Source organism: Pseudonocardia zijingensis (genome assembly GCF_042657305.1).
Classification (GTDB): domain Bacteria; phylum Actinomycetota; class Actinomycetes; order Mycobacteriales; family Pseudonocardiaceae; genus Pseudonocardia; species Pseudonocardia zijingensis.
Window position 1 is genome coordinate 177,628 of sequence record NZ_JBHSKO010000005.1, and the last position, 12,730, is coordinate 190,357.

11 protein-coding genes are annotated in these 12,730 nt (G+C 75.0%); 8 read left to right on the forward strand and 3 right to left on the reverse strand.

Features of this window, described 5'->3' with window-relative positions; genetic code table 11:
• The first annotated feature begins 36 nt into the window (after window positions 1-36).
• The 4 genes from ACFPL3_RS12980 (at window position 37) to ACFPL3_RS12995 (ending at window position 4,032) form a co-directional block, all read left to right on the forward strand.
• On the forward strand, window positions 37-900 hold the full coding sequence (locus ACFPL3_RS12980; protein WP_343945216.1) for an alpha/beta fold hydrolase: 864 nt from the start codon (window positions 37-39) through the stop codon (window positions 898-900).
• Between the two features lie 85 nt (window positions 901-985).
• Window positions 986-1,456: a RidA family protein gene (locus ACFPL3_RS12985; protein WP_343945215.1), complete on the forward strand. Its 471-nt coding sequence runs from the start codon at window positions 986-988 to the stop codon at window positions 1,454-1,456.
• 126 nt (window positions 1,457-1,582) lie between these two features.
• Window positions 1,583-2,551: a UDP-glucuronic acid decarboxylase family protein gene (locus tag ACFPL3_RS12990; RefSeq protein ID WP_343945214.1), complete on the forward strand. Its 969-nt coding sequence runs from the start codon at window positions 1,583-1,585 to the stop codon at window positions 2,549-2,551.
• A gap of 5 nt (window positions 2,552-2,556) precedes the next feature.
• Window positions 2,557-4,032 carry an NAD(P)/FAD-dependent oxidoreductase gene (locus tag ACFPL3_RS12995; RefSeq protein ID WP_343945213.1) on the forward strand — a complete coding sequence of 492 codons (1,476 nt, stop codon included), beginning with the start codon at window positions 2,557-2,559 and terminating at the stop codon, window positions 4,030-4,032.
• A gap of 85 nt (window positions 4,033-4,117) precedes the next feature.
• On the opposite strand, the gene ACFPL3_RS13000 is transcribed toward ACFPL3_RS12995, so the two are convergent.
• On the reverse strand, window positions 4,118-5,761 hold the full coding sequence (locus tag ACFPL3_RS13000) for an ABC transporter permease (RefSeq protein ID WP_343945212.1): 1,644 nt from the start codon (window positions 5,759-5,761) through the stop codon (window positions 4,118-4,120).
• Window positions 5,752-6,864 (reverse strand): extracellular solute-binding protein, encoded by a 1,113-nt coding sequence (locus tag ACFPL3_RS13005; protein ID WP_343945211.1) that lies wholly within the window; start codon window positions 6,862-6,864, stop codon window positions 5,752-5,754. Before ACFPL3_RS13005 ends, ACFPL3_RS13000 begins: the two co-directional genes overlap by 10 nt.
• Window positions 6,865-6,924: 60 nt before the next feature.
• Here ACFPL3_RS13005 and ACFPL3_RS13010 point away from each other — a divergent pair, with 60 nt between their 5' ends.
• The 4 genes from ACFPL3_RS13010 to ACFPL3_RS13025 are packed head-to-tail and all read left to right on the forward strand — an operon-like array spanning window position 6,925 to window position 11,219.
• Window positions 6,925-7,935: an ABC transporter ATP-binding protein gene (locus ACFPL3_RS13010; protein ID WP_343945210.1), complete on the forward strand. Its 1,011-nt coding sequence runs from the start codon at window positions 6,925-6,927 to the stop codon at window positions 7,933-7,935.
• Complete coding sequence (locus tag ACFPL3_RS13015; RefSeq protein WP_379589003.1) at window positions 7,932-9,395, forward strand: hypothetical protein; 1,464 nt, start codon at window positions 7,932-7,934, stop codon at window positions 9,393-9,395. The genes ACFPL3_RS13010 and ACFPL3_RS13015 overlap by 4 nt, the downstream gene beginning before the upstream one ends.
• Window positions 9,392-10,324: a glycosyltransferase family 2 protein gene (locus ACFPL3_RS13020; protein ID WP_343946598.1), complete on the forward strand. Its 933-nt coding sequence runs from the start codon at window positions 9,392-9,394 to the stop codon at window positions 10,322-10,324. The genes ACFPL3_RS13015 and ACFPL3_RS13020 overlap by 4 nt, the downstream gene beginning before the upstream one ends.
• Complete coding sequence (locus ACFPL3_RS13025; RefSeq protein ID WP_379589005.1) at window positions 10,317-11,219, forward strand: Gfo/Idh/MocA family protein; 903 nt, start codon at window positions 10,317-10,319, stop codon at window positions 11,217-11,219. The genes ACFPL3_RS13020 and ACFPL3_RS13025 overlap by 8 nt, the downstream gene beginning before the upstream one ends.
• 5 nt (window positions 11,220-11,224) lie before the next feature.
• Here ACFPL3_RS13025 and ACFPL3_RS13030 read toward each other — a convergent pair whose 3' ends face one another.
• Window positions 11,225-12,724 (reverse strand): alkaline phosphatase family protein, encoded by a 1,500-nt coding sequence (locus ACFPL3_RS13030; RefSeq protein ID WP_379589007.1) that lies wholly within the window; start codon window positions 12,722-12,724, stop codon window positions 11,225-11,227.
• Window positions 12,725-12,730 lie beyond the last annotated feature (6 nt).

Below are 12,730 nucleotides of genomic sequence, written 5' to 3' on the forward strand. Positions count from 1 at the left end.
CCGATGAGTTCCGGGCGGCCGGGGCGTCATACCTCCATGAAGACCGGCACGCTCGTGACCCCCGAGGTCGAGCTCACCTACGACGTCCGCGGTCCGCTGCCGCCCGCTGACGGACGCCGTCCGATCCTGATGGTCGGCCAGCCGATGGCGGCCGACGGCTTCGCGACGCTGGCGTCCTTCCTCCCGGACCGCACGGTGATCACCTACGACCCGCGCGGGATCGGGCGCAGCACGCGCAAGGACGGCCGCACCGACCACGACCCCGAGGTCCAGGCCGCCGACCTGCACGCCCTCGTCCAACACCTCGACGCGGGCCCGGTAGAGGTGTTCGCGAGCAGCGGAGGCGCGGTCACCGCGCTCGCGCTCGTCACGGCGCACCCCGAGGACGTCACCGTGCTGGTGGCGCACGAGCCGCCGCTGATCCCGGTCCTGCCCGACGCGGAGGCGGCCGAGCGCGCCCGGGCCGGTTTCCGCGACGCGTACGAGGCGGGCGGGTTCGGTGCCGGCATGGCGGCCTTCATTGCGATGACGTCCTGGGAGGGCGAGTTCACCGAGGAGTACTTCGCCCAGCCCGTTCCGGGTCCCGCCGACTTCGGGCTGCCGGCCGAGGACGACGGCTCGCGCGACGACCCGCTGCTCTCCGACCGGTCCTGGGCCGTCAGCAGCTACCGGCTCGACGTCGGTGCGCTCACCGCGGCGTCCACCCGGATCGTGATCGCGGTGGGGGAGGAGACCGGCGACACGTTCACCGGACGCACAGCGGTGGCCGCAGCCGAACTGCTCGGCCAGGAGGCCACGGTGTTCCCGAGCCACCACGGCGGCTTCGCAGGCGACGAGTTCGGCTACCCCGGGCAGCCCGAGGCGTTCGCGCGCAGGCTGCGGGAGGTCCTCGCCGGGTAGACGAGGTGCGCCGTGGTCGTAACCCGGTGGGATCGGATGGCGAGTCCTCCCGAGACGCCGCTGACGTGCGTCCGGAGGGGGCTCCATGACCACGATCGACCTGCGCCTGCGCCGCCACGGCATCACCGTGCCGGACCCGTTCCCGCCCATGGGGCGCTACCTCCCGGCGGTGCAGGTCGGCGACCTGCTGTTCCTCTCCGGTACCGGCCCGGTGCGCCCGGACGGCACCGTCGTCACCGGCAAGGTCGGCCGCGACCTCGACCTGGACGCCGCCCGGCTCACCGGCCTGCAGGTCCTCGCGGCGCTGACCGCCGAACTCGGGTCGTTGGACCGGGTGCGCCGGGTGGTCAAGGTGTTGGGGATGGTCAACGCCGCGCCCGGGTTCACCCAGGCCCCGCAGGTGATCGACGGTTGCTCGGAGCTGCTGATCGACGTGTTCGGCGACGCCGGGTGGGGCGCGCGTTCGGCGATCGGGGTGGCCGAGCTGCCGGTCGGTATCGCCGTCGAGGTCGAGGCGGTCGTGCAGGTCGCGCCGGACGGCGCCGGCCCGGGCTGACCGAGGGCGCCGCGCCGGTCCCGTGATCTCGACAACCGATCGAGCGGTTCGTCCGGGTTCGCGAGTTTCTTAGGCTAGGGTGACCACACCTTTTCAGTCGTCGGGGCCGATCAGGGGTGGTGGGCTGTGGCGCGACCGAGAGCTGTCGTCACGGGTGGGGCCGGGTTCCTCGGCTCGCACCTGTCGGAACGATTGCTGCACGAGGGCTACAGCGTGCTGTGCCTCGACGACTTCTCCACCGGCTCCCCGGCCAACGTCGCCCACCTCGCGGAGGCGGGGCCGTTCCGGCTGGTCCGGGCCAACGTCACCGACTTCGTGCACGTGGTGGGCGACGTCGACGTGGTGCTGCACTTCGCCTCGCCCGCGTCGCCGGTCGACTACCTTCGGATGCCGATCGAGACGCTCAAGGTCGGCTCCATCGGCACGCTGCACACGCTGGGCCTGGCCAAGGAGAAGGGGGCCCGGTTCCTGCTGGCCTCCACGTCCGAGGCGTACGGCGACCCGCAGGTGCACCCCCAGCCGGAGACCTACTGGGGCCACGTCAACCCGGTCGGGCCCCGCGGGGTCTACGACGAGGCGAAGCGGTTCGCCGAGGCGATGACGATGGCCTACCGGCGGGCCCAGGGCGTCGACACCGCGATCGTGCGCATCTTCAACACCCACGGGCCCCGGATGCGCCCCGACGACGGCCGCGCGGTGCCCACGTTCATCCGCCAGGCCCTGTCGGGCGGGCCGATCACCGTGGCGGGCGACGGCAGCCAGACCCGCTCCATCCAGTACGTCGACGACCTCGTCGACGGCTGCCTGCGGCTGCTGCACTCGCGGGAAGCCGGGCCCGTCAACATCGGCAACCCCTGCGAGGTCTCGATGGCCGAGCTGGCGCTGCTCGTCCGCGAGCTGGTGGGCTCCGCCAGCCTGCTGGAGTACGTCCCCCGGCCCGAGGACGACCCCACCGTGCGCAGGCCCGACATCTCCCTCGCCCGCTCCGTGCTCGGGTGGGAGCCACGGGTCGACCTCGCCGACGGCCTGCGCCGCACCATCGACTGGTTCCGCGGGGAGCTCGGCGCCGACCCCGCCCCGGCGCGCGCCGTCTGACCTGGATGTCGTCGTCGGCCGAAGTCCAGCCCGAGCTGGACGTCGTCGTGATCGGAGCCGGGCCGGCCGGCCTCACCGCGGCCGCCGAGCTCGTGGCGGCCGGGGTGCCCACCACCGTCGTCGAGGCCGACTCGGTGGTCGGCGGCATCAGCCGCACCGTCGAGCGCGAGGGCTGGCGCTTCGACATCGGCGGCCACCGCTTCTTCACCAAGGTGGAGCGGGTGTCGCGGTTCTGGCACGCGCTGCTGAGCGACGAGGAGTTCCTCGTGCGGCCGCGGCGCAGCCGGATCCTCTACCGCGGCCGGTTCTTCGAATACCCGCTGCGGCCCTGGGACGCGCTGCGCAACCTCGGCGCCGTCGAAGCGCTGCGCTGCATCGCGTCGTACGCGTGGGCGCGCGTGCGCCCACCCGCCGACCAGACGAACCTGGAGGGCTGGGTCTCCGCGCGCTTCGGAGCGCGCCTCTACCGGCACTTCTTCAAGAGCTACAACGAGAAGGTGTGGGGCATGCCCGCGTCGGCCATGCCCGCCGACTGGGCGGCCCAGCGCATCAAGAACCTCTCCCTCGCGGCCGCGGCGCGCAGCGCGGTGCTGCCCCGCGGGCGGTCGGCCGGGATCGTCTCGCTGATCGAGCGGTTCCACTACCCGCGCCTCGGACCCGGCCTGATGTGGGAGCGCTGCGCCGAGCGGGTGGAGGCCGCCGGGTGCAAGGTCCACCTCGAGCAGCCGGTCACCCGCGTCCGCCGCGAGGGCGGGCGCGTGGTGGCGGTGGAGACCACCGCCGAAGGCGCCGTCACCGTCTACCCCTGCACGCACGTGATCTCGTCGATGCCGCTGCCCGAGCTGGTCCGGGCCATGGACCCGCCCGCACCGCCCGCCGTGCTCGCCGCGGCCGACGGCCTGCGCTTCCGCGACTTCCTCACCGTGGCGCTCGTCGTGCCCGAGGAGTGCGCGTTCCCCGACAACTGGATCTACGTGCACACGCCCGACGTCGCGGTGGGCCGGATCCAGAACTTCGGGGCGTGGTCGGAGTCGATGGTCCAGCCCGGGCGCACGTGCCTGGGCCTTGAGTACTTCGTGTTCGAGGGCGACGAGCTGTGGGAGCGACCCGACGACGAGCTGGTGGCCTTGGCCGCCCGGGAGCTCGCCGCGATGGGGCTGGTGCCCGCCGACCGGGTCGAGGCCGGCTACGTCGTGCGGATGCCGAAGGCCTACCCCGTCTACGAGGAGGGGTTCGCCGAGCGCGTCGCGCTGCTGCGCGCGTGGCTCGCCGAGCACGCCCCGAACGTCCATCCCGTGGGCCGCAACGGCCAGCACCGCTACAACAACCAGGACCACTCCATGCTCACGGCCATGCTCGCCGTGGAGAACCTCCTCGGCGTCGGCCACCACGACATCTGGTCGGTGAACGTCGACGCCGACTACCACGAGGAGATCGGCACGGGTCGGGACGCCCCGGTGCGGCCCCGCTCGTGCCGCTGAGGCCCCGGGAAGTTCAGGAAAGCCACATTCAGGGCCGGAGAGGCCTGCAATGTGGCTTTCCTGAACTTCGGGGAGCCCTCACGCCTCACCCCTGGGGGACCGGCGGGGCCGTTCCGACGGGCCGGTTCCACAACCGGACGAGCACCACCACCGGCACGAGCCCGACCAGCACGATCAGCAGCGCGGGCAGGGCGGCGGTGTCGAAGCGGGAGTCCTTCGTGGCCTCCCACGTCATGATCGCGAGGGTGTCGCGCCCGAGCGGCCGCAGCAGCGCGGTGGCGGGCAGCTCCTTGATCACCTCGACGGTCACGAGGAGGGCCGCCGTGGCGATCCCCGGCCACAGCAGGGGCAGGTGGACGTCGGTGAGCACGCGGGCGCGGTCGGCGCCGAGCGCCCGGGCGGCGTCGTCCAGGTGCGGGTGGACGCGGCCCATGCGGGACTCGACCGCGGCGTAGGCCTGCGCGTGGAACCGCACCACGTACGCGCCGACCAGCCCGAGGATCGTGCCGGTGAACAGCAGCCCGATCTCCACGCCGAACCAGTTGTCGGCCACCGCGATGAGGCGCCGGTCGAGCCAGACCAGCGGCACGTAGATCGCCACGGCGATCACGGCCCCGGGCACCGCGTACCCCACGGCCGCGAGGCGGGCGGCGACGGCGCCGGTGCGGGTGGGCCGGACGCGCTGCCCGTACGCCACGGTGGTCGAGGTGCAGACCGCGACGGCCGCGGCGGCCGCGGCGAGCAGCAACGTGCTGACGGCGGCCTCGCCGAGCCGGTCGGCCACCCGCCCGGTGAGGACCGTCTCCACCGACCACGCCGCGAGCTGGGTGACCGGGAAGGCGAAGACCAGCACGAGGAGCAGCACCGGGAGGCCGCAGGCGAACCCGGCGCGCCAGCCGGTGAGCCTGCGGGGCAGCACGGCGTCGCCGTGGGCGAGAGATTGGTGGTAGCGCGCCCGGCCGCGCAGCGCCCGCTCCAGCACCACCGCGAGGAGCGCGAGCCCCACCAGCACGGTGGCCAGCTGCAGGGCCGCGGTGGTGTCGAAGGCGCCGTACCATACGCGGTAGATCGCGTCGGTGAGCGCCTGGTAGCCGAGCAGGTTCACGGCGCCGAAGTCGGCGAGCGCCTCCATCACCGCGAGGGCGACCCCGCCGGCGAGCGCGGGCCGCGCCAACGGCAGCGCCACCGTCCACACCGAGCCGAGGTACCCGTGGCCGAGGCTGCGGGCGGCCTCGAGGGACTGCCGCGACTGCCCGAGGAAGGCGCTGCGCCCCAGCACGTACACGTAGGGGTAGAGCACCGCGGTGAGCACGCCGATCGCACCGACCGGTCCGCGCAGGCCGGGCAACTGCAACCCGCCGAACAGGCTGCTCTGCAGCGGGTCGGCGTACCCGAACTGGCCGACGATCACGAACACCAGCACGTAACCGGGGATCGCGAGCGGGAGCACGAGCGCCCACTCCACGACGCGGCGGCCCGGGAAGTCGTAGAACGAGACGAGCACGGCGAGGGCCCCGCCGAGCAGGAGGGTGCCGATCCCGACGCCGGCGCCGAGCAGCACGCTGCGCCCGAGCGCGGGCGGCAGCAGCGTGAGCGTGACCGCGTCGACGCCGCCGAGCACGAAGCTCGCGGGCAGCGCGACCAGCGGGCCGGCCACCCCGAGCGCGACCAGCACCCCGAGGACGGCCCAGCCCGACACCCTCCGCCGAGGGGCCGTGGCTACGTCCACCCCACCCTCAGCATCATCTCGACGGCCTGCTGGAGCGCAGGCCCGGCCTGCTGGCCGTCGATCGGGTCGATCTTCACGTTCGCCCAGTCGCCGATGTGCGCGGGCGGTGCGACGGCGGGGTTGGCGGCGAACTCGCTGCCGGCGATGATCTGCTCCTGCGCGGGCGGCGAGGTGAGCCACTCCATCAGCGCCACGGCAGTGGGCACCGCGTCGGAGCCCGCGACCACCCCGACGCCGGAGACGTTGGCGTGCGCGCCGGCGGCCTGCTGGTCGGGCCACGCGGGCGCCACCGGGAAGGCAGGGTTCTCCTTCAGGGTGCGGCCGAGGTAGTAGTGGTTGGCCAGGCCCACGTCGCACTCGCCGCCCGCGATCATCGCGAGCATCTCGCCGTCGGAGTTGATGATCTGCGGCTCGTTGGCCATCCACGACCGCAACAGCTGCTCGGTGGCCTCCGGCCCGCGCTTGACGATCATGTCGGCCACCAGCGACTGGTTGTACTCGTTGTTGGACGTGCGCAGGCAGGTGCGGCCGCGGAACCGGGGGTCGGCCAGCGACTCGTAGCTCGTCACCGCGCCCGCGGGCACCCGCTCGGTGGAGACGACGGGCACCCGCAGCCGCGTGGAGACCGCCCACCAGGTGCCGTCGACGTCGTGCAGCCCGTCCGGGACCTGCGCGCGCAGGCCCTCGCTCGTGACGCCCTGCAGCAGGCCCGCCTCCTCGGCCCGCCACAGGTTGGCCAGGTCGGTGGTGACGAGGACGTCGGCGGGGGTGTCGGCCCCTTCCCGGCGCAGCCGCTCGAACAGCTCCGGCCCGGTGCCGCCGCGCAGCTCCAGCCGCACGCCGGTGGCGGCCTCGAAGTCGCGGAACACCTGCTCGTCGCCGTAGTGCGAGCGGCCGTTGTAGACCACCAGCGTCTCGGCGTACCGGATGCCGTCGGTACTGACCTCGGCCGGTCCCGTTTCCGGTGCAGGCGGCGCCGCGTCGGCCGTGCCCGCATCGGACCCGCCGTCGAGCACGGCGACGGCCAGTGCGACGACGAGCGCCACGACGGCAACCGGTACGGCGATCAGCAACAACAGGCGTCCGCGGGGGGATGCGGCCATCCAGCGCTCCAGGTTCAGCGAAGCTCGAGTGGAGCGAGCTTAGGCTAAGTTGAACGCGCCATGACAGAGTTCGCGATCGACGCCACCGGCGTGACGAAGTCGTTCGGGGCCAACCGTGCCGTCGACCGTGCCGACCTGCGGGTGCGACGGGGCGAGCTGGTGGCGCTGCTGGGCCCCAGCGGGTCGGGCAAGACCACGCTGCTGCGGCTCCTCGCCGGGTTCGAGGCCCCCGACAGCGGCACGGTCCGCATCGGCGGGCGCCTCGTGGCGGGCGAGGGCGTCTGGGAGGAACCGGACCGGCGCCGGATCGGCATGGTGTTCCAGGACGGAGCCCTGTTCTCGCACCTCACGGTCGGCGAGAACCTCGAGTTCGGCAAGCCGCGCCCCGGGCGCGCGCAGGAGTGCCTCGCCCTCGTCGGGCTCGCCGACCGCGCCGCGTCGTACCCGCACGAGCTGTCCGGTGGCGAACGCCAGCGCGTCGCCCTGGCCCGCGCGCTCGCCGTCGACCCCGACGTCGTGCTCCTCGACGAGCCGTTCGCCGCGCTCGACGAGGGCCTGCGCGTGGGCCTGCGCGAGGAGGTGGCGGCCGTGCTGCGCGCGGCGGGTGCGAGCGCCCTGCTCGTCACGCACAACCAGGAGGAGGCGCTCTCGCTCGCCGACGTCGTGGCCGTGATGCGCAGCGGGCGCATCGAGCAGGTCGGAGCGCCCCGCGAGATCTACGAGCGGCCGGTGTCGCGATGGGTCGCGGAGTTCCTCGGTGACGCCGACGCGGTGCCCGGGTCCGTGGCGGGCGAATTCATCTCCACCGAGCTCGGCGCGTTCCCCGCCCCCGGGGTGCGCGACCGCGGGGAGGTCATCCTGCGTCCCGAGCAGATCGAGATCGTCGACGACGGTGCGGGCCCGACGGCCACGGTTCTGGGCCACTCCTACTTCGGCCACGACCAGATCGTGTGGCTCGAGCTCGCGAGCGGGGTGCGGCTGCGCAGCCGCACGCACGGCCGGGTGTCCTGGGGAACGGGCGCCACGGTCCGGCTGCGGCTGTCCGGCGACCCCATCGTCCTGCCTGCATGAACGGCTCGGCGGGCGCTGCCGTCGCCGCCGCGCCGGTGGCCGCCGCCGCGCCGGTCCGCGCCGCCGTGGCGGGCCGGTTCGCGGGGCTCGCCGTGTTCGCCGGCTGCACCGGGGTCGCGACGGCGTCGCTCGTGCTGCCCGCCCTGCTCGGCTTCGACCCCTGGGTGTGGCTGATCTGGGGCCGGGAGGCCCTGCGCGGCGCGCTCGCCACCGACGGGTCGGTGGCGTGGAAGCCGCTCCCGGTGCTGGTCACCGCCCCCGCGGCGGTGTTCGGCGACGCCGCGCCCGCGCTCTGGGCGGTCGTGGTGCGGGCCTGCGGGCTGTTCGGGGTCGTGCTGGTCGTGCGCCTGGCCGCGCGCATCGCGGCGCCGCGCGGCCGGGCCGTGGCCGGGATCGTGGCGGGGGCGGCGTTCCTGCTCACCCCGGACGCGGAGTCGCGCTGGGTGCGGCACGCGCTGCAGGCCAACATCGAGCCGGTCATCGTGATGTGCTGCCTCTGGGCGGTGGAACGGCACCTCGACGGGCGCCGGTGGCAGGCCCTGCTGCTGATCTGCGCCGCCGCGCTGGCGCGGCCCGAGGCGTGGCCGTTCCTCGGCCTGTACGCCGGGTGGCTGCTGTGGTGCGAGCGGCGCCGGTGGTGGTGGGCGGCGCCCGCGGTGCTCGCCGTCCTCGCCGCGGTGCCGGTGCTGTGGTTCGCGGGTGACCGGCTGGTGTCGGGGCACCCGCTGAGCGGCGCGGTCGTCGCGCAGGTGCTCACGGCCAGCACGCCGACGCAGCGCTGGCTCCTCGCGATCGAGAACATCGCGGCGTGCGTGATCGCGCCGGTGTGGGTGGCGGCCGCGGTGTGCGTCGTGTGGGCGGCCCACCTGCGGCGGGGGCTACCCGCCGCGCTGGCCGCGTGCGCCCTGCTGTGGGCGGCCGAGGTGGCGGTGATGGCGGGCGTGTTCGGCTACGCGGCGCTCGGCCGGTTCCTCGCCCCGGTCTCGGCCGTGCTCTGCGTGCTGGGCGGGGTGGCGGCCGGGTGGGTCGTCACCGTGCCGCGCCCGGTGCTGCTACGGGCCGCCGTCGCGGTCGGGCTCGCCGGCGTCGCCGTGCCGTTCGCAGCGCCGCGCGTGGCCTGGCTGCCGCTGCAGCTGCAGCACGCCGAAGAGCGGTCGGCGTACGAACGCGACCTGTACGCGGTGGTGGCCGCTCTCGGCGGCCGGGAACGCATGCTGGCCTGCGGGAACATCGCCATCGACACCGTCCGCCCTGCCGTCGAGGTGCGGCCCGCGATCACCTACCGGCTCGACGTGCCGCTCAGCGCGATCACCCACACCCCGGGCCCCGGCACGACGATCGCCCAGGTGGGCAGCCCGCTGCACGCGGCGATGCGGCAGCGTTCCGCGGGCGACGTCGTGCTCGTGGCCCGCACCGCGCGCTGGGCCGTCTACACCGAGTCCTGCGGGAGCCCCGGATGATCATGCTGTCGGTCGTGGTGCCCGCCACCGACGCACCACCCACGCTGCCCGCGTGCCGCGCGGCCCTCCACCGCGCGGTCGCGGCGCTCGAGGCGGCGGGCGGCGCGGCGGAGGTGGTGGTCGTCGACGCGCCCGCGTTCCAGCCCGTGTGCGCCGCCCGCAACAGCGGCGCGCGGCGAGCGTCCGGCGACGTGGTGGTGTTCGTCGACGCCGACGTCGAGGTCCACCCCGACGCGCTGGTCCGCATCGCCGCCGCGTTCGGCGACCCGGCCCTCACCGCCCTCTTCGGCTCCTACGACGACTCGCCGTCGCGCGGCGGGCCCGTCGCAGCGTTCCGCAACCTGCTGCACCACCACGTCCACCAGCACGCGGGCGGCCCGGCCCAGACGTTCTGGTCCGGGCTCGGTGCGGTCCGCAGGCAGGCGTTCCTGGATGCGGGCGGGTTCGACGAGCAGCGCTACCCGGTGCCGTCGGTGGAGGACATCGACCTCGGCGCCCGGCTCGTCGCGGCAGGCGCCCGCATCGAGCTGGACCCGCGGACCCAGGGCACCCACCTCAAGGCGTGGACGCTGCGGTCGATGGTGGTCACCGACTTCGCCCGGCGCGGGGTGCCGTGGGTGGCGCTGCAGCTGCGCCACGGGCGCGCCGGGTCCACCGCCCTGAACCTCGGGTGGCGGCACCGGGCGAGCGCGCTCGCCTGCGTCGTCGGCGTGGGCGCCCTGCTCGTGCGCCGCCCGGCCGCCGCGGGCGCGGCGCTCGCGGCGCTGCTCGGCCTGAACCACGGCTTCTACCGGCTGCTCGCGCGCAGGCGCGGGCCCGGCGAGGCGCTGCTCGGCGTCGGCCTGCACGCGGTGCACCACCTCACGGCAGTGGCGTCCGTGCCGTTCGGCGTCGCCCGCCACCTGCGTGATCGGAGGAACGATGGGTGAGGACCTGCGGATCGGGCTCGTGGGCGCCGGTCGCCTCGGCGAGCAGGGATACGTCCCCGCTCTCGCGGCGGCTGCCGGGGTGCGGCTCGCGGCGGTGGCCGAACCGGACCCCATCCGGCGCCGCCGAGTGGCGGCGGGCGTGCCCGGGTTCGCGTCGGCGCACGAGCTGATCGCGGCGGGCGGCGTCGACGCCGTCGTGCTCGCCAGCCCGGCCCCCGCGCACCTCGTCGACGCCCGGCTCGCCGTGGATGCCGGGCTGCCGGTGCTCGTCGAGAAGCCGCCCGCGCCCGATCTCGCCGGGGCCGAAGAGCTCGCTCGGCTGCAGCCCGCGCCGCGGGTCGGCTTCAACCGCCGCTTCGACGAGGGCGTCGCCGCGCTACGGGCCGCCGTGCCGCGCGACGCCGAGGTGGGGGCGTTCCTCGAGATCTCCTACCGCCGCGGCGGCTGGGCCGCGCACACCGTCCGCGACGACGCGCTGACCGACCTCGGCCCGCACCTCGTCGACATGGCCCGGTGGCTCACCGGCGCCGACGTCACCGACGTCCGGCGCGCCGTCGTCCGCCCGGAGCGTGCCGAGTTCGACCTCGTGCTGGGGGTCGCGCGGGCCCGGATCCGCTGCGCCACCGACCGTCCCCACCGCGAGCGCATCGAGGTACGCCACCGCGGCGGCGGGCTGGTCGGGCGCCTGGTCCGCGGCGGGCTGGTCGCCGCCGTGCGCGGCCGCATCGGCCCGTCCGGCCCGCACCCCCTCGTCGCGTCGCTCACCGCCCAGCTGGAGGCGTTCGCCCGCACGGTGCGCGGCGAGGCCGAGCCGACCCTGGGCACGGCCGCGGACGGCGTGGCGGTGATGGCGGCGCTGGAGGCCGCCCGCGGCGCGGCGCAGCGGGCGGCCTGACCCGGCTACGGGCGCAGGAGGGGACGGCCCGTCAGCCCGGCGTCGCGGCCCGCCAGCGCGGCCGCCGTCGCCGCGATGTCCTCCAGGCGGGGCCTGCCCTCGGGGTGCACCGGCGTCGACGCGCCGGGCACGACGAGCGCCCACGCGTCGCCCTCGGTGTGGTTGCCCGACCGGCCGCTGCCCACGCCGTGGCGCAGCACCGTGCCGTACTGCGGTGACGTCACCCCGCGGGCCTGCGTGGCCGGGGTGTCGACCCACTTCACGATGAGGTCCGGCAGCTGGTGGGCGCGCTCGCCGGTGCCGAAGAGGTCGGCGACGCGTTCGATCGAGCGGATCACCGGGGAGCCGTCGAGGTCGGTGAAGGTGGAGAGACCCGCGATGATCTCCTCCATGACGTCCTTCGCCTCCTCGGGGGCGACGATTCCGTCGCGCTCGCGGCCGCGGAGGTTCAGCCGGATGTAGCCCTGGTTCTCGGCGGGGTGCGCGAACGCCTTCGTGGTACTCCAGTCCACGCCGCGCGTCTCCAGCCGCGACGTCAGCTCCAGCGCGACCTTCTCCGGGAGTGCCGAGGCCACCTTCGCCCGCAGCCCGCTGGGCAGCGCCGCCCGCAGCCGCCAGATCGATCCGCCCTGCGCCGGCGCGTCCCGGGTGGTGGCGGGGTCGAGCACGGCGCGCAGCATCTCGGGCAGCATGTCCGCCCGGCTCGTGTTGATCTCCATGCCGACCGGGGAGACGACCATGAGATCCGCGTCCGGGGGGAGCGCCGCGACGACCCGCCCCATCGCGGCGTCGACGGCCCGGTAGACGTCCTCCAGCGTGGCGCCGAGCACCCGCTCGGCCGCGGGGTCGAGCCCGGCGGGGTCGAGCTGGGAGAGGTCCCAGAACTGGTGGCCCGCGACGTGCGCGGCGCAGAACGTGAGCCAGGCCAGGTCGAAGGACTGCTCGCCCAGCAGCAGCGTGGCGGCGTCGGCCACCCGGCCCGGCGCGGCGAGCAGGCGGCGGCGCAGGCCGAGCATCTCGTCGGCGGTGTGGCGGCCGAACACCTCGTCCACCGGCTCCGGCGGGCCGAACAGCCGCTCCAGCCTGCCGTGCGCGCCGCCCGGCGCCGACCACTGCCGCAGCACCACCCGGTCGTGCAGCTGCCACCCGCAGATGAGCTCGCCCGGGGGCGTGGTGGTGGGCGGCCTGCTCTCGTACGGGTCGACGGCGAGGGTGCGCGTGCCCAGCCGCTCCCAGATCGGGGCCGGTGCCTCGAACGCGCCCATGTAGCGCACGCGCTGGTCGGGCGCCGACCACTGGAACGGGTAGAACAGCCCGTGCTCGCCCAGCTCGACGCCGCTGTACAGGGTGTGCTGCGCTCCCGCGGCGAACTGCGTGGCCGGGGCGTCGAGCTCGTGCCAGCGCCCACGCTCCCGCAGCCCCGCGAGCGTGGGCAGGTCTCCGGCCGCGAGCAGGCGCTGCAGCACCGAGGCGCTGGCGGCGTCGAACTGCAGGATCGTCAGCATGACGGG